At 70.6% G+C, this 16,728-nt stretch carries 16 protein-coding genes; 6 read left to right on the top strand and 10 right to left on the bottom strand.

All coding sequences use genetic code 11. The annotated features are described in order from the left end of the window. Nucleotides 1-131 precede the first annotated feature (131 nt). From paaK to AC1DXJ_RS04780, 6 genes are all read left to right on the top strand, one after another. Nucleotides 132-1,580 carry a phenylacetate--CoA ligase PaaK gene (paaK, locus tag AC1DXJ_RS04805; RefSeq protein ID WP_477636429.1) on the top strand — a complete coding sequence of 483 codons (1,449 nt, stop codon included), beginning with the start codon at nucleotides 132-134 and terminating at the stop codon, nucleotides 1,578-1,580. Next, nucleotides 1,481-1,993 (top strand): hypothetical protein, encoded by a 513-nt coding sequence (locus AC1DXJ_RS04800; RefSeq protein ID WP_477636428.1) that lies wholly within the window; start codon nucleotides 1,481-1,483, stop codon nucleotides 1,991-1,993. Before paaK ends, AC1DXJ_RS04800 begins: the two co-directional genes overlap by 100 nt. A 251-nt stretch (nucleotides 1,994-2,244) precedes the next feature. Beyond that, nucleotides 2,245-4,767 carry an ATP-dependent Clp protease ATP-binding subunit gene (locus tag AC1DXJ_RS04795; protein ID WP_477613786.1) on the top strand — a complete coding sequence of 841 codons (2,523 nt, stop codon included), beginning with the start codon at nucleotides 2,245-2,247 and terminating at the stop codon, nucleotides 4,765-4,767. Between the two features lie 116 nt (nucleotides 4,768-4,883). Beyond that, nucleotides 4,884-6,050: an LCP family protein gene (locus AC1DXJ_RS04790; RefSeq protein ID WP_477636427.1), complete on the top strand. Its 1,167-nt coding sequence runs from the start codon at nucleotides 4,884-4,886 to the stop codon at nucleotides 6,048-6,050. Next, nucleotides 6,043-6,618 (top strand): amino-acid N-acetyltransferase, encoded by a 576-nt coding sequence (locus AC1DXJ_RS04785; RefSeq protein ID WP_477636426.1) that lies wholly within the window; start codon nucleotides 6,043-6,045, stop codon nucleotides 6,616-6,618. The genes AC1DXJ_RS04790 and AC1DXJ_RS04785 overlap by 8 nt, the downstream gene beginning before the upstream one ends. An 89-nt stretch (nucleotides 6,619-6,707) precedes the next feature. Beyond that, nucleotides 6,708-7,154 (top strand): hypothetical protein, encoded by a 447-nt coding sequence (locus AC1DXJ_RS04780; RefSeq protein WP_477636425.1) that lies wholly within the window; start codon nucleotides 6,708-6,710, stop codon nucleotides 7,152-7,154. Nucleotides 7,155-7,202: 48 nt separating this feature from the next. On the opposite strand, the gene AC1DXJ_RS04775 is transcribed toward AC1DXJ_RS04780, so the two are convergent. From AC1DXJ_RS04775 to AC1DXJ_RS04730, 10 genes are all read right to left on the bottom strand, one after another. Beyond that, the gene (locus AC1DXJ_RS04775) at nucleotides 7,203-8,732 is read right to left on the bottom strand and encodes an MFS transporter (RefSeq protein ID WP_477613782.1); all 1,530 of its coding nucleotides are present in this window, start codon (nucleotides 8,730-8,732) and stop codon (nucleotides 7,203-7,205) included. 7 nt (nucleotides 8,733-8,739) lie between these two features. Then, nucleotides 8,740-9,642 carry an HhH-GPD family protein gene (locus AC1DXJ_RS04770; RefSeq protein ID WP_477636424.1) on the bottom strand — a complete coding sequence of 301 codons (903 nt, stop codon included), beginning with the start codon at nucleotides 9,640-9,642 and terminating at the stop codon, nucleotides 8,740-8,742. Further along, entirely contained in the window at nucleotides 9,639-10,715 is a 1,077-nt protein-coding gene (gene disA, locus AC1DXJ_RS04765) for a DNA integrity scanning diadenylate cyclase DisA (protein ID WP_477636423.1), read from the bottom strand. Before disA ends, AC1DXJ_RS04770 begins: the two co-directional genes overlap by 4 nt. Before the next feature lie 44 nt (nucleotides 10,716-10,759). Then, nucleotides 10,760-12,145 (bottom strand): DNA repair protein RadA, encoded by a 1,386-nt coding sequence (gene radA / locus AC1DXJ_RS04760; protein WP_477613779.1) that lies wholly within the window; start codon nucleotides 12,143-12,145, stop codon nucleotides 10,760-10,762. A 70-nt stretch (nucleotides 12,146-12,215) separates the two neighbouring features. Then, complete coding sequence (locus tag AC1DXJ_RS04755) at nucleotides 12,216-12,644, bottom strand: SRPBCC family protein (RefSeq protein WP_477636422.1); 429 nt, start codon at nucleotides 12,642-12,644, stop codon at nucleotides 12,216-12,218. A gap of 107 nt (nucleotides 12,645-12,751) precedes the next feature. Continuing rightward, the gene (locus AC1DXJ_RS04750) at nucleotides 12,752-13,489 is read right to left on the bottom strand and encodes a class I SAM-dependent methyltransferase (protein ID WP_477636421.1); all 738 of its coding nucleotides are present in this window, start codon (nucleotides 13,487-13,489) and stop codon (nucleotides 12,752-12,754) included. Continuing rightward, entirely contained in the window at nucleotides 13,486-14,286 is an 801-nt protein-coding gene (locus AC1DXJ_RS04745; RefSeq protein ID WP_477636420.1) for a DUF3109 family protein, read from the bottom strand. Before AC1DXJ_RS04745 ends, AC1DXJ_RS04750 begins: the two co-directional genes overlap by 4 nt. Nucleotides 14,287-14,405: 119 nt before the next feature. Then, on the bottom strand, nucleotides 14,406-15,452 hold the full coding sequence (locus AC1DXJ_RS04740; RefSeq protein WP_477636419.1) for a HEAT repeat domain-containing protein: 1,047 nt from the start codon (nucleotides 15,450-15,452) through the stop codon (nucleotides 14,406-14,408). Nucleotides 15,453-15,460: 8 nt separating this feature from the next. Then, on the bottom strand, nucleotides 15,461-16,129 hold the full coding sequence (locus AC1DXJ_RS04735) for a matrixin family metalloprotease (RefSeq protein ID WP_477636418.1): 669 nt from the start codon (nucleotides 16,127-16,129) through the stop codon (nucleotides 15,461-15,463). Nucleotides 16,130-16,132: 3 nt separating this feature from the next. Then, nucleotides 16,133-16,639 (bottom strand): hypothetical protein, encoded by a 507-nt coding sequence (locus AC1DXJ_RS04730; protein WP_477613773.1) that lies wholly within the window; start codon nucleotides 16,637-16,639, stop codon nucleotides 16,133-16,135. Nucleotides 16,640-16,728: the final 89 nt, after the last annotated feature.

The raw sequence follows: 16,728 nt of genomic DNA, 5'->3' as shown, positions 1-16,728 counted from the left end.
TCCGATCCCGGCTCGGCGATACGGAAGCCGGGGATTCACGGCCAACTCTCAGGTTGGCGACACGGGCTCGTCGGCGCAGGCTGGTGACGGCGGCATACCTCGCATGCCGTTGCGGCCGTAGATTGCCGGACATGGACAACGTCGTCTCCACGGTCCCGGAACTGCGCGCGCTCCAGCTGGACCGGATGCGCTGGAGCCTGGCCCACGCCTACGGCAACGTGCCGCACTACCGGGCCGCCTTCGACGCGGCGGGGGTGCGCCCCGACGACCTGCACGACCTGGCCGACCTGGCGCAGTTCCCGTTCACGGCAAAGGCGGACCTGCGCGACAACTACCCGTTCGGGATGTTCGCCGTGCCGCGCGAGCAGGTCGTGCGCGTCCACGCCTCGAGTGGCACGACGGGCAAGCCGACCGTGGTGGGCTACACGCGCGACGACATCGACATGTGGGCCGAGGTGATGGCGCGGTCGATTGAAGCCGCCGGTGGCCGCCCGGGCGACCTGCTCCACGTCGTCTACGGCTACGGGCTGTTCACCGGTGGGCTGGGTGCGCACTACGGCGCCGAGCGGCTCGGCTGCACCGTGGTGCCCGTGAGCGGTGGCATGACGCAGCGACAGGTCCAGCTCATCCAGGACTTCAGGCCACGGATCGTCATGGTCACGCCCTCCTACTTCCTCGCCATCCTCGACGAGATGGAGGCGCAGGGGATCGACCCCAGGCAGACCTCGCTCGAGATCGGGATCTTCGGCGCCGAGCCCTGGACGGAGCAGATGCGCGAGGAGGTCCAGCGACGCAGCAACATCCGGGCCGTCGACATCTACGGCCTGTCCGAGGTCATCGGGCCGGGGGTGTCGCAGGAGTCCGGGCTGACCCAGGACGGCCTGCACATCTGGGAGGACCACTTCTATCCCGAGGTCGTCGACCCGGTGACCGGCGAGGTGCTGCCCGACGGCCAGGAGGGGGAGCTCGTCTTCACGTCGCTGACCAAGCAGGCGATGCCGGTCGTGCGCTATCGGACCAGGGACCTGACCACCTTGCTGCCGGGGACGGCCTACCCCCAGTTCCGGCGGATGGCCAAGATCACCGGCCGCAGCGACGACATGATGATCGTGCGCGGCGTCAACGTGTTCCCCTCGCAGATCGAGGAGCACCTGCTCACCGTCGAGGGCCTGACGCCGCACTACCTGTGCGTGCTGACCCGGCCCGGTCGGATGGACGAGCTCACGGTGCAGGTCGAGGCGGAGTCCGAGGCCTCCACGGGGGAGGACCGTGCCCGGATGGCCCGCGACCTCACGAAGCGGGTCAAGGACCGGGTCGGCGTGACGATCCGGGTCGACGTGCTCGCACCGCATGCCCTCGAGCGTTCGCTCGGCAAGGCGAAGCGGATCAGCGACCAGCGCCCGCACCAGGGTCGGGGTGCGGCGTTCGCCGACGGCGAACAGTCCTTCCCGACCTCCCGTAATCGTGTAATCATCATTACATGGCAACGAAGACAACAGCGGAGGCGTGGCTGGCCGGCCGCCTCCCGACCGACTGGTTCACCGGCCCGGTCGAGGTCACCCGCGACCGCGACGAGCTGATCATCATCGGCACCCTCGCAGAACCCACCATGGACGACGGCGCCGACGACACCGACCGCACCATCGCCGCGCGGGGCCGGATCAAGTCCTTCCGCGAGGACACCCGGGAGCGACGCATCGAGATCGCCCGCGAGCTCGAGCACCTGAGCGGCCGCAAGGTCTCGTGGGGTGTGCGGGTGGGCGAGACCGAGGCGCTGTTCACCCATCTCGCGGCTCCCGTCATGACGCGCTTGAGGCAGCCCGAGCGCAAGGTGCTCGACACCCTCGTCGAGGCAGGGGTGGCCAAGAGCCGCTCCGAGGCGCTCGCCTGGTGCGTCAAGCTCGTGGCCGACAAGTCCGACAGCTGGCTCGGCGAGCTGCGCGAGGCGATGGCCCACGTCGACGAGGTGCGCAAGAAGGGCCCCACCGCCTGAGCGCGCTCCCCAGGTGAGGTATGCCGGGGAGCCGGCTTCGCGGCATACCCAGCGGTTTGCGTCCGCCCACGGCGAACATGAGCGGACTTCGCTCAGGGCGGGGAACAGGGGGCGAACCCTCCACGTTCCCCCCAACGAGTCGTGTCAGAGGAACTGTTTCGTCCCGATCGGGTATCGGTGGACGAAAGGCGTACGCCGGGACCTCACAGCACGGATAGCATCGAGGTGATCTCGATAGGCAGGAGCAGAAGATGTTTGAAAGGTTCACCGACCGGGCCCGTCGGGTGGTCGTGCTTGCGCAGGAGGAAGCGCGCATGCTCAACCACAACTACATCGGCACGGAGCACATCCTGCTCGGTCTCATCCACGAGGGTGAAGGCGTCGCCTCCAAGGCTCTGGAGAGCCTCGGCATTTCGCTGGAGTCGGTCCGCGAGCAGGTGCAGGAGATCATCGGCCAGGGGCAGCAGGCCCCGAGCGGCCACATTCCCTTCACGCCCCGGGCGAAGAAGGTCCTCGAGCTGAGCCTGCGCGAGGCGCTGCAGCTCGGCCACAACTACATCGGCACCGAGCACATCCTGCTCGGCCTGATCCGCGAGGGCGAGGGCGTCGCCGCCCAGGTCCTCGTCAAGCTGGGCGCCGACCTGAACCGCGTGCGCCAGCAGGTGATCCAGCTCATCTCCGGCTACCAGGGCAAGGAAGGTGGCTCCGGTGCCGGCCTCTCGGGCAGCGTGCAGCAGGAGGGGACTCCTGCCGGTTCGCTCGTGCTCGACCAGTTCGGCCGCAACCTCACGATGGCTGCCCGCGAGGGCAAGCTCGACCCGGTCATCGGGCGTGAGAAGGAGATCGAGCGGGTCATGCAGGTGCTGTCCCGCCGCACCAAGAACAACCCCGTCCTCATCGGCGAGCCCGGCGTCGGCAAGACCGCCGTCGTCGAGGGCCTGGCCCAGGACATCGTCAAGGGCGAGGTGCCCGAGACCCTCAAGGACAAGCAGCTCTACACCCTCGACCTCGGCGCGCTCGTGGCCGGCAGCCGCTACCGCGGTGACTTCGAGGAGCGGCTGAAGAAGGTCCTCAAGGAGATCCGCACCCGCGGCGACATCATCCTGTTCATCGACGAGATCCACACCCTGGTGGGTGCGGGTGCCGCCGAGGGCGCGATCGACGCCGCCAGCATCCTCAAGCCGATGCTGGCCCGCGGTGAGCTCCAGACCATCGGGGCCACCACGCTCGACGAGTACCGCAAGCACATCGAGAAGGACTCGGCGCTCGAGCGCCGGTTCCAGCCGATCCAGGTCGCCGAGCCGACGCTCAGCCACGCGATCGAGATCCTCAAGGGCCTGCGCGACCGCTACGAGGCCCACCACCGGGTGTCCATCACCGACGGTGCCCTCGTGTCCGCGGCCAACCTCGCCGACCGCTACATCAACGACCGGTTCCTCCCGGACAAGGCGATCGACCTCATCGACGAGGCGGGCGCGCGGTTGCGCATCCGCCGGATGACGGCTCCGCCGGACCTGCGCGAGTTCGACGAGAAGATCGCGGCCGTGCGGCTGGAGAAGGAGTCGGCCATCGACGGCCAGGACTTCGAGAAGGCCGCCCACCTGCGTGACGACGAGAAGAAGCTGCTGCAGGCCAAGGCCGAGCGCGAGACGCAGTGGAAGTCCGGCGACATGGACGTGGTGGCCGAGGTCGACGAGGAGCTCATCGCCGAGGTCCTGGCTGCCAGCACCGGCATCCCGGTCTTCAAGCTCACCGAGGAGGAGTCGAGCCGGCTGCTCCACATGGAGGACGAGCTGCACAAGCGCGTCGTCGGCATGGACGACGCCATCAAGGCGATGTCCCAGGCGATCCGTCGCACCCGCGCCGGTCTGAAGGACCCGCGTCGTCCCGGTGGCTCGTTCATCTTCGCCGGTCCCACCGGTGTCGGTAAGACCGAGCTCGCCAAGACGCTCGCCGAGTTCCTGTTCGGTGACGAGGACAGCCTCATCCAGCTCGACATGTCGGAGTTCTCCGAGAAGCACACTGTCTCAAGGCTTTTCGGTTCGCCTCCCGGCTACGTCGGCTACGAAGAGGGTGGCCAGCTCACCGAGAAGGTCCGCCGCAAGCCGTTCTCCGTGGTGCTGTTCGACGAGGTCGAGAAGGCTCACCCCGACATCTTCAACACCCTGTTGCAGGTGCTCGAGGACGGCCGCCTCACCGACTCCCAGGGCCGGATGGTCGACTTCAAGAACACCGTCATCATCATGACGACCAACCTCGGCACCCGCGACATCACCAAGGGCTCGCTCGGCTTCTCCGCCGGCGCGGACACCCAGAGTGGCTACGACCGGATGAAGAACAAGGTCACCGACGAGCTCAAGCAGCACTTCCGCCCCGAGTTCCTGAACCGCGTGGACGACATCATCGTGTTCCCCCAGCTCACGCGGGACGAGATCGTGGCCATCGTCGACCTCGAGATCGCCAAGCTGGACAAGCGGCTCAAGGACAAGGACATGGGCATCGAGCTCACCATCGAGGCCAAGAACGTGTTGGCCGCGAAGGGCTACGACCCCGTGCTCGGTGCGCGACCGCTGCGTCGCACGATCCAGCGCGAGATCGAGGACGTCCTGTCCGAGAAGATCCTCTACGGCGAGCTCAAGGCGGGCGAGCTGGTGCTCGTCGGCGCCGAGGGCGAGGGCAAGAGCGGCACCTTCACCTTCGTCGGCACGCCGCACCCCGGCAGCATCGAGCTGCCGGTCGTGCAGACGGTGGCAGACTCCGCCGACGCCAGCTGAGGGGCGCCAGACCCAGACACAAGCCGAGGTATGCCGCGTGGTCACCACGCGGCATACCTCGGCTTTGTCATGGGCGAGTTCACGAAGCTGCGCGCAGAACGCTTACTCTGGAGCGCGTGTCTCATTCCCCCCTGCCTCGCCGTTCGGTCCTCGTCGGTCTCCTCGCCGCACCCCTGACCCTCGCCGCCTGCTCGAAGGACAAGCCCGCCGCTGGTCCCTCCAGCACCACGACGACCCCCGCGTCGACGCCGCCCCCAGCGCGGGTCACGGGCAAGCTGCCGGCTGACCTGCTCGCGACGATGACCGCCCTCTATCTCGGCGGCAAGCCGGCCACCGGAGGGTCGACCATCGCGGCCGCCCTCGCGAAGCGGACGCCGCGCTCCACCCCGGTCGCGGTGACCGGCACCACCGGCACGTGGCACGGCGCGCCCATCGCCACGGTCGTGCAGGGCAAGGACGTCACCCTGCTCGTCAAGGCCAAGGCCGGCTGGACCGTCGTGGGTGGCTGGTGGCCCTCGCTCAGGGTCGCGCGGCCGGCGTTCCCCACCATGCGGGTCCTCGCCATCGGGTCGGACGCCCGCAACCCACAGCCTGTGACCAAGTGTCGGGCCGACGCCCTCCACATCATCGGGGTGAACGCGACGAAGGGTGTCGGTGGCATCGTCGGCATCCCCCGCGACTCCTGGGTCCCGCTGCCCGGAGGTGGCAGCGGCAAGATCAACGCTGCCCTCGTCTTCGGTGGTGTCAACGGACAGGTAAGGACGGTCTCCCGTGCCTCGGGGGTGCAGATCGACGGCTACGTCATCACCGGGTTCAAGGGCTTCCGCGGGATGGTCAGGAGCCTGGGCGGAATCGTGTTCGTGGCGGCCAAGGCGCTGAAGAGCGTCGACGGCCTGGCGATCGTCAAGCCCGGGAGCAACAAGCTCGACGCCACGCACGCACTCGCCCTCGCCAGGGAGCGCAAGCACCTGCCCAACGGCGACTTCGGCCGCTCCGCCAACCAGGGCGCGATCATCCGGGCCGGCATGGTGATGGCCCAGAAGGCCGGCCCCGGCGCGTTGGCGGGGCTCCTGTCCAAGATGGGTCCCCACCTGAGCACCGACCTGAGCGTGTCCGAGGTGCTCAACCTGTCGGCCAGCCTCTACCTGTCCAACGCGGCCAAGGTCCCCAACACGGTGGTGCCCGGCGCGATCGGCACCCGGGAAGGCCAGTCGGTCGTCCTGCTGGGTTCCCCTGCCAGGAAGATCTTCGCCGACATGAAGAACGGCCGTCTCGGTGGCTGAGCCCGAGTCGGCTGAGCCGGGGCCCGTTGGGTCGGCCGACCCTGAGCCTGCGCCACCCGTTCGGGACGCCGCGTCGGTCACCGTCCGGGCGGCCCGCACCAGCGACATCCGGACGATCCGGGAGATCGTGCGGCCGCACGCCGACTCCCGGGTGCTCGTGTCGAAGGACGCGGTGACCTACTACGAGGCGCTCCAGCAGTTCCGGGTCGCCGAGCTCGAGGGCGTGGTCGTCGGGTGTGGCGCCCTGCACGTGATGTGGGAGGACCTCGCCGAGATCCGGACCCTGGCGGTCCGGCCCGAGGCCAAGGGCCGCGGGGTGGGTTCGATGCTGCTGGACGCGCTGATGGCCGATGCCCGCGAGCTCGGGGTGGAGCGGCTGTTCTGCCTCACATTCGAGGTCGACTTCTTCACCCGGCACGGGTTCGAGGTGATCGAGGGCCAGGCCGTCGATCCCGAGGTCTATGCGGAGCTGGTCCGGTCCTACGACGAGGGCGTCGCTGAGTTCCTGGACCTCGAGCGGGTCAAGCCCAACACGTTGGGCAACACCAGGATGCTCCGCACCCTCTGAGCTCTCTCCGCGTTTGCGTCGATCCGGGGCGGGGGACCTCCCTGCCGGCCTAAGGTGTCCGCACGGACCAGCGACTCAGGGGGGACACCGTGTTCAAGAGTGCTGAGGAGAGGGAAGCCGAGCGCCAGCAGCGCGAGGCGGAGCAGGCGCGGCTGGCTGCCGCTCAGGACCAGCAGCGCCGCGAGGAGGAGGCCGAGCGCCAACGGCAGGCCTACCTCGCCTCACCCGTCGGGGCAGCCACTGCGGCCCGAGATGCCGGCGAGCAGTTCTTCGAGCTTCAGCTCCACGTGCGGAACCAGCAGGGTCAAGTGTCGTTCGGTGCGGTGAAGACGTCGGGCTCCATGACGAGCTCGGCCTCGACCCTGGCCGAGGTGGAGGCCGTCGGATGGCACCTCGAGCACGCGAGCTACTACTTCGCGGTCACGGGTCAGAGCAGCGCCGAGCGCGTCTTCGGCTCGGGGGAGAACACCGCGGTGACCGGCGTGACGGTGGGTGCCTACCTCTTYCGCCGGACCGCAGTCGCGGACTCGATGTAAACGCGCCGGGGACGCCCAGCTGCATCCACCTCGAKTGACGCGGCGCGCTCACCTCGAATCAGGCAGGGGGGCCGGGTGGGCTCGGTGGTGGCGGCTCATCCTGATCCGCACTGACGCGGCGAGGACGAGCAGCAGGAGACCTGAGATCACCCCGAACCCGAGGCGGGGGATCAGCGGCAGGGCGATGCCGATCCCGCCACCGATGACCCACGCGATCTGCAGCACCGTCTCGGACCAGGCGAACACCCTCGTGCGCACCGACTCCTCGATGTCACGTTGCACCACGGCGTCGCTGCTCAGCTTGATGAGCTGGGCACCGAGTCCCGCCACCAGGCCGAGGACGAGCAGGGTGGTCAGGGAGTAGAACAGTGCCGCGGCCAGGGCGACTGCCACGTCGGCGATCAGGGCCACCGCGATGATCAGGTCCGGTCGCAGCCGGCGCAGGGCGTTGCCGATGACCGTGCCCAGGGCGTTGCCGGCGCCGGCTGCCCCCACGACGAGGGCCAGCACGAACGTGCCGCTGTGTCCTGGCAGCGGGTGCTCGCGCATGAGGAAGGCCATGAACAGCGTGAGGAACCCGGTGAGGAGTCGGGCGCCCACCGCGCTGCACAGCGCGGTCAGCACCGGGACCGGCAGGGCCGCCACCCGTGCCCGCAGCCGCTCGAACAACCCGAGCCTGCGGCCGTCGCGCCGGCCCACTGGCACCGGGCCGGAGTCCTCGATGTCCTGCTCGCCACTGCTGGAGTCCACCCGCGACGGCAGCCGGATGGCCAGCACGGTGCCCGCGACGTAGATGAGGAAGGCCAGCCGCAGGGACCACTCGGGTCCCACGCGCGCTGCCGCACCGGCCAGCGCTCCACCGACAGCCATCCCGGCCACCCCTGCCAGGGCGTTGCGGGAGTTGGCATTGACCAGGCTGAACCCGGGCGGCAGCAGTCGCGGCACCGCCGAGGCCCGCGTCACGCCGTAGGCCTTCGAGGCGACCAGGCATCCCAGGGCCGCAGGGAACAGCCAAGGCGAGTCGTTGGCGACGGCGCCCGCCAGCACCCAGCAGAGGAACGCCCGCAGGGCGAGGGTGGTGCCGATCGCCCAGCGGCGGCCGTGCCGGAACCGGTCGAGGAGCGGCCCGATGAAGGGCGCGAGCAGGGCGAAGGGAGCCATCGTGAGGACGAGGAACTGGGCCACCTGGCCGCGTGCCTCGTCGGTGGGGATCGCGAAGATCGTGCCGGCGAGGGAGACGGTGAGCGCGGCGTCGCCCATGAGGTTGACGAAGTGCAGCTCCACCAGCCTCGCGAGGCCGCTCTCGCCCGCACCGGCCGAGTGCGTGTAGGCCCGCGCCCGACGGGCACCGGCCTTGCTGCCCCGACCAGCCAGCCTGGCCCCCGCCACGGTGCCCCGGCCGACGACCCGGCCGGTGCGTGAGGCGCCGATGCGCAGTGCGTGGGCAGCTCGCCTGCCGGCGGTCGGCCCGGCGGTCGGCCCGGCGGTCGGCCCTTCGGTGGGCCCGCCGCTCGGCCCTGACGCGGAGCCGCCACCGACATCGCGTCCCCGGCCCTCGTCCTCGTCGCTGGGTGACATCGAGGTCTCAGCTCGCCTCGCGCGATGCGGGCAGCTGGTAGCGACCGCCCGCGAGCGGCTCGACCAGACCGTCCGCGACCAGTGAGTCGAGGCACCTCTCGCGTTGGATCTCGTTGTCGGACAACGCCTCCAGCGTGGCGCGCTGCACAGGCGTGTCGCTCGCGCGCAGCACCGCGAGCAGCGCGCCACGCAGCTGGCGGTCAGTGCCCTCCCAGGCCTGGCCCTTGCGGGCCGGACCTGAGTATGCCGGCCGGCCGGCGACCTGCCAGGCGCACAGGTCCGCCACGGGACAGTCCGAGCACCGCGGCGACCGGGCGCTGCAGACGAGTGCTCCGAGCTCCATGACCGCGACGCTCCACGTGCGGGCCTCGGCGGCATCGACCGGCACGAGGCCGGCAGCAACGGTGAGCTCGGCCCTGGTCGGTGACGGCGCGGCATACTCGTCGGCGGCCACGACGCGGGCCAGCACGCGGCGCACGTTGGTGTCGACGACCGTGGTCCGCTCGCCGAAGGCGAAGGTGGCGACGGCGGCGGCGGTGTAGGTCCCGACCCCGGGCAGCGCGAGGAGCTCGGCCTCGGTCGAGGGGACGGCTCCCGCATGGTGCTCGGTCATCGCCACGGCGGCGGCGTGCAGCCGCAGGGCCCGGCGGGGGTAACCCAGTCGGCCCCACGCGCGGACCGCCTCACCGGGCGGGTCGGCCGCCAGGTCGCCCGGCGTGGGCCAGCGCGCCAGCCACTCGCGCCAGACCGGCTCGACGCGGGCCACCGGAGTCTGCTGCAGCATGATCTCCGAGACGAAGATCTGCCACGGGGTGGCGTCCGGACGGCGCCACGGGAGGTCGCGGGCGGACACGGCGTACCACTCCAGCACCCGGTGGTGCAGGTGCTCAGGAGCGGTGCGGGTGCTCACACGTAGCGTTCGAGGATGCTCGACTCGGCCAGCCGGGACAGGCCCTCGCGGACGGCGCGGGCCCGGCCCTCGCCGACTCCCTCGACGTCCATGAGCTCCTCGAGGTTGGCGGCCAGCAGCTTCTGCAGGCTGCCGAAGTGCTCGACCAGCCGGTCGACGATCGCGCCGGGGAGGCGGGGCACCTTGGTGAGCAGGCGGTAGCCGCACGGGCTCACCGCCGAGTCGAGGGCGTCGCCGCCGACCGCGAACCCGACGGCCTTGGCCCCGGCGGACAGGTCGAGCAGCTCGGTGGAGGTGAGCTCCTCGAGGGCGGCCATCGCCTCGTCGAGCGTCAGGTCGGTCTTGGTGACGGGGAGGTAGTCGCGGACGACGAGCTCGCGGTCGTTGCCGAGGCCACCGGTGAGCTCCTCGAGCTGGAGGGTGAGCAGGCGCCCGTCGACGCCGAGCTCGACGACGTAGCCGGAGATCTCGTCGCGGATCCGCCGCACCATCTCGAGGCGCTGGAGCACGCTGGCGACGTCGCGGACGGTGACGAGGTCCTCGATCTCGAGGGCCGAGAGGGTGCCGGTGACCTCGTCGAGGCGCGACTTGTAGCGCTCGAGGGTCTGGAGTGCCTGGTTGGCGCGGGACAGGATCGCGCTGGAGTCCTCGAGCACGTGGCGGCGGCCGTCGACGTAGATCGCGACGATCCGCATCGACTGGCTCACCGAGATGACGGGGTAGCCGGTCTGCTTGGCGACCCGCTCGGCGGTGCGGTGACGCGTGCCCGACTCGCTCGTCTCGATCGAGGGGTCGGGGACCAGCTGAGTGGCGGCCCGAAGGATGCGCGAGGCCTCACGATCGAGGACGATCCCGCCGTCCATCTTGGCCAGCTCACGCAGGCGGGTGGCGGAGAACTCGACGTCGAGCGGGAAGCCGCCGGTGGACAGCTGCTCCACGGTCCGGTCGTGGCCGAGGACGATCAGGGCACCGGTGCGCCCCCTCAGGATGCGTTCGAGGCCGTCACGCAGCTCGGTGCCGGGTGCCACGGCGGCGAGGGTGGCGCGCAGCACCTCGTCCTCGCGAAGATCCACTGGTCAAACCCCTTTGGTGCCGCTGGCGTCGGTCTGGCGCGAGTCTAACTGTGCACGGGCTGCAGCGCCGCGCGCACCGCGGTCCGAATGTCGTCGCACTCGATCACCTGCATGCCCTCGGGTGTCGGGGCCGTGCCGAGGACGCCCGAGGGGACGTAGGCGGTTCGGAACCCGAGCCGCCCCGCCTCCGCCAACCGACGGGGTATGCCGGTCACCGGCCTGATCTCGCCGGCGAGCCCGAGCTCACCGAAGGCGATGGCGTTGTCGGGCAGCGGCTGGTCCTTGACGGCGCTGGCCACCGCGAGGGCGATCGCCAGGTCGGAGGCGGGCTCGGTGAGCCGCACACCGCCCACCGTGGAGAGGTAGACGTCGGCGTTGCCGATGGGCGCCTGGGCTCGCTTGGCCAGGACGGCGATGATCATCGCGACCCGGGCCGAGTCCAACCCGCTGGTGGCGCGCCGCGGCGTGGGGATCTCGCTCTTGGCGACCAGCGCCTGGACCTCGGTCATCAGCGGCCGGCGACCCTCGAGGGTCACGGTCACACACGTGCCGGGCACGCTGAGGGTCCCCCGCGACAGGAAGAGCCCACTGGGGTCGGCCAGCCCCACGATGCCGACGTCGGACAGGTCGAAGCAGCCGACCTCGTCGGTGGGGCCGTAGCGGTTCTTGACCGCCCGCACGAGGCGCAGGCGGGAGTGCCGGTCACCCTCGAACTGCACGACCACGTCGACGAGGTGCTCGAGGACGCGGGGGCCGGCGATCGACCCGTCCTTGGTCACGTGGCCGACCAGGAGGGTGGCGATCCCGCGTGACTTGGCGACCTGGATCAGGGAGGCCGCGACCTCACGGACCTGGGTGACGTTGCCGGCCGACCCCTCGACGTCGCCGCTGGAGATCGTCTGCACCGAGTCGACGATCACGAGGTCGGGCTGCACCGCGTCGATCTGGCCGAGCACGGTCGCGAGATCGGTCTCCGACGCCAGGAACAACGAGGAGGCCATCGCCTCGATCCGCTCGGCCCGCATCCGCACCTGGGCGGCGGACTCCTCGCCGGTGACGTAGAGGACGGTGCGGCCGTTGCCCGACCTGGCCGCGCGGGCGGCCACGTCGAGCAGCAGCGTGGACTTGCCGATGCCGGGCTCGCCCGCCACGAGCACCACCGCCCCGGGCACGAGGCCGCCGCCGAGCACCCGGTCGAACTCACTGACGCCGGTGCTGACCGCCTCGGCTCGTCGGGCGTCGACCTGACCGATGGGCACGGCGGGCCGCTCCACGCGGGCGGCAGCGGTGGTGCGCACGGTGACGGCGCCGATCTCGCTGACGCTGCCCCAGGACTGGCACTCGCCACAGCGGCCGACCCACTTGACGGCGGTCCAGCCGCACTCGGAGCAGCGGAACCCGCTCGACCTGGTCGTCGTCTTCGCTGCCATGCACGACAACCTACGGCGCGGCACCGACAGGCCGGCGGACCGGCCGCGCGACCTGCCGGAGCCCAGTGGTTCAGTGCCCTTCGGCGACCTTCTTGAGGCCGTCGAGCATGCCCTGCCAGTTCTGCGAGAACTGCTCGGCCTGCTTGGCGCTGTCGCAGCCGTCCTGGGTGAGCTGGACCGTCGTGCCCCCACCGTCCGGCGACAGCTCGTAGCGCACGCGGTGGTAGTTCTCGGGGATGTCCTCGTCCCCGGTCACCGGGCTGTAGTGGGTGACCTCGAGCAGCCGTCCGGGCTCGGCCTGCAGCACCTCGCCCTTGTCTTGGTAGGGCTTGCCCTCCCACTCCCCGGTCCAGGTGATCGGGCTGCCGGGCTGCCAGTCGCTGGCGACCTCGCTGCCCATCATGTACTCGGCGACGAGCCTGGGTTCGGTCATCGCCTGCCAGACCCTGTCGGGGTCGGCGTCGATGGTGGTGCTGGCAGTGGCCACGTGGTCGGTCATGGTGCCTCCTGGGGGGTCCGGGGTGTCCGGTTCCATCCACCTTGTCCCGCGACGGTGCCCGTGTCCAGACCTCGGGCGTCACCCGGGTGGCCGTCGACACCACCGCGTCAGTAGTGGCGCCACCACAGGCTGACGGCGTAGTCGACCCCGGTGCCCTCGTGCTCCGCGAGGATGCCCTCCGCTGCCGTCTCGGGGAACTCGATCCGCACCACCGACTCGAACTCCTCGCGCGAGTCGAACTCCCAGTCGATCACCAGCCGCTCGCGTGACCACCCTTGGCGGGCCCAGAAACGTTCCACCGCAACGGGATCGTAGGAGGGGTTGGCCCGCGTGAACCACCTGCCGAAGGTCGAGCGGGTGGCGTCGTTGTCGATCACGTATGCCGTGCCGCCGGGTCGCAGGACCCGCTCCAGCTCGCGCAGGCCGGGTTCACAGCCGGCGCCGAAGAAGTAGGCCCACCGGGCATGGGCGATGTCCATGGAGGCATCGGCCAGCGGCAGGGACTGGGCGGCACCCTCGACGACCCGCACGTCCGGCATACCTGAGATGCGTTGCTCCGCAAGGGAAACCAATGGAGGGTGCGGCTCCACGCCGACCACGCTCGCGCAGCCGAGTGAGGCGAAGCGAGGCAGGTGGAACCCGGTGCCGCAGCCGACGTCGACGAGGTCCGCGCCGGCGAACGGGTGCAGCGACGCCATCGCGGCCTCGATGAGCCCGGCGCGGTCGACGCCGAGGTTCTCGACCTCGTAGACGTCGGGGGAGTCCCAGATGTTGGGGCTGCGCGTCGGCTCGGGCAGCGACCCCGGCTGCCCCGGCGACCCGGGCGGCTCCGGCGTCGAGCTCATCGGGACTTGCGGGCCTCTTGCGCGGCCAGCGTCGCGGGATGCACCAGGAGGGGAAGCATCTTGCGTGAGTAGGCGTTTCGGGCAGCCTTCACGCTCGCGAGGTGCGCCTCGCAACGGATCTCGAGCTCGGCGTAGGCGTCCTCACCCATCAGCTCGACCAGCTCAGCGCGGTTGCTGCGGAACACCGGCTCCCGGCCGACGTGGGCCTCGGGGTTGCTCGAGCAGTACCAGTCGAGGTCGTGGCCACCGGCCCCCCAGCCGCGGCGGTCGTACTCGGTGATGGTGACCTCCTGCCAGCTCGACCCGTCAGGCATCTCCACCTTGCGGTAGGTGCGGCGGATCGGCAGCTGCCAGCAGACGTCCGGCTTGACGGTGTGCGGCTCCTTGCCCGTGAGCACCGCGTGCTGGTGCAGCGCGCAGCCGGCACCGGCGGGGAAACCCGGCCGGTTGAGGAAGATGCAGGCGCCGTCGACGACCTTGGTCTTGAGGGCGTCGTCCTCCTTCTCGGTCCAGGCGCCGAGCTTGGTCGAGCCGGGGTGCAGCTGCCACTCGTCCTCGCCGAGCTCCTTGACGGCCTTCTTGACCCGCTTGACGTCGTCGTCGTCGGTGAAGTGGGCGCCCAGGGTGCAGCACCCGTCGTCGGGTCGGCCGGCGTAGATCCCCTGGCAGCCGTTGCCGAAGATGCACGTCCAGCTCGACGTCAGCCAGGTCAGGTCGCAGCGGAACCGCTGGCCCGTGTCGGCGGGATCGGTGAACTCCACCCAGATGCGGGCGGTGTCGAGCGGGGTCTCAGGCACATTCGCAACCTTACGTCGCGCAGTGCGCCGCACTCGGCGTGGCCCGTATGCCGGTCGTGCCCGAGAGGCGGCAGACCGCCGCCCCGGGAGGCGCCGGACCGCCTCCCGGGCGCGGGCCTTCAGCCGATCGGTGCGGGCACCGGACCGGAGGGGTCGAACTGCAGGGGCACCGGCGCCGGCTGCCGCCGCGGCGTCGTGATGCCCTTCTCGGTGCGGCCGTCGACCTCCAGCTTGCCGCCGACGAGCGACACCGTGACGTGCGCCGCGGTGGCGCCCGGGGTGTCGACCGCGTCCACGGTCACCGACAGCCCGCCCTCGACGACCGTGCCCCGCCCCACGAAGCCGACCTCACCGGTCGGGCGCGCCACGGTGACGGCCAGGCCGTCTCCGTCGGGCCGGGTCAGCACCACCCAGCGGACGAAGGTCGTGCCCATCGACTCGTTGACGCCGAGCAGCGCGCCGGCGATGCCCGGCGCCGACGCGAGCGACTCCGGGTCCTTGCCTGCGAGCACCACGTGCGTGCGGTCCCCACAGCTGAACGCACCCACGGGCGCGGCGCCCTCGGGCACCAGCGACCGCCAGGGCAGGTCCGCGGTGGCGGCCTTCCGCGCGACGGGGAGCTCGACCGGCTTGACGCGGGTCTTGACCCGCGCCGTCACCGGCAGCACCGGAGCGGTCTCACCGGGGAGCTGTTGTCGGGGGTCGGCCGGGTCGACGGCCGCTCCCACCCGGTGGGCGAGCAGGCGTGCCGAGGCGCTCGCGCGAGTGCTGGCGTGCGGCCAGTCAGCGAGCTCGCTCGCCGTCCGCAGTCGCCGCACGTCACTGCGAGCGCCCAGGTTGGTGAGGCCGGCGGACGCCGCTGCGACGAGCTGGCCGTCCTCGGCCTGGTCGACCACCCTGCGCAGGGCGCGCAGCGAGGTCGGGGAGTGCACCTGTGCCAGGCCCTTGGCCGCGGCGACGCGCACCTGCGGTTCGTGATGGTCCGAGACCAGCTTGGCCAGGGCGTTGGTGGCCCGGCGCCCGGCGACCTTCTCCGGGCCGGCGGCGGCCGCCTCGGACAGGATGGCGATCGCTGCCCCGGGGGTCAGTGTGGTGGGTTTGCCGGCGAGGGCCGCGATGGCCCCCGACACGGTGCGGTCCTTGCGGGACCCGATGATGACTGACATGTCGCCTCCTAGCAGGGGTTCTTCATGCGGCAGTGGTCCCGCATGTTGTCGGCTTCGGACGTGGTGATGACGCCCCCGTTGGGGATCGTCGGGTTCATCAGGGCCGTGGAGTTGGTGCGGTGGCTGAGGCCCAGGTAGTGGCCCAGCTCGTGCGCGGTGGCGAAGTCGGAGACCCCGCCCCCCGCGTTCATCTCGACGACGCTGCCGTCCATCCCCTTGGCGTTCTTGTCGCACGGACCGTCGACCCGGGACAGGCCGGCGGTGCTGCCGACGTACATCCGGACGAAGAACAGGTCCAGCGCGTCGTTGGGCACGGTCCACTCGTCGGTGAGCGTCTCGGCCTCCCCGTCGGAGTTGATGACGTCCCGCCCGTTGGCGTCGCCGGTCGAGATGACGAAGTGCTGGATCCGCCCGACCCCCATCGACCGGCCGGCACCGGCATACAGGTCCCGGGTGTTGGCGACGGCGCGGTCGATCTCCACCGCGTCGTTGAAGGTGAACTGGTCGGACCCGACCTGGATGCAGTTCACGTGGACGAACTTGCTCCCGAGCCGGTCCAGCTGGGTCTTCAGCGACACGGGGACCGAGTTGGTCAGCTGCCCCATGAAGTCACGGCGGACCGAGAGTGGCGACGTCGCGATGCCGATGCAGGCGGCGCGTTGGCGAAGGCTGGCCACGGGTCAGCCCTCGAGCTTCTTGATTCTGGCGTCGAGGTGCTTGATGAGGTCGCTGTAGCGGGCCAGCGTGTCCTCGAGGCTGAGGTGGCCGAACGGGCTCTTCACCGTCAGCGTGCCGTTGACGACGACCGCCCCGTTGATCTTCAGGGGTCCGTTGATTGTCACCCCGCCCGGGTAGTCGTGCGCCCAGTTGATGGTCAGGCCGTCGTCGAAGTCGTGCACGAGTGCCCGTCGCCACGGCGTGGAGCTCTTGCGCCGCGCCGCGTGGTCGAGCACCACGTCGGCCTGGTGACAGGTCAGCCGGAACCCCTCGACCGTGACGCCACCGGGGTAGTCCGAGTCCCAGTTCAGCGTCATGCCGTCCTTGAAGTCGTGCACGATCGCGCGGCGCTGCCCAGCACCGGTGGAGCGACGGCTCGGCGCGTCGATGACGACATCGGCGGCGGTCGTCTTGAAGACGTCCCCCTGGGCCGTCGTGGTGTTCCCGTCCAGACGCAGGTCTGCATCCATGCTTGTTCCCCCCTGTTCGACAAGGCCCCGACGGCCCCGTCCCCGCAGGCAAGGAGGCTCGGGAAGGCCTTCGTGATACCTCCGCGGTG

The organism is Pedococcus sp. P2_D9 (assembly GCF_056404275.1).
Note: the sequence above shows the minus strand (reverse complement) of the source record. Positions and strands in the feature narration are given on the sequence as shown.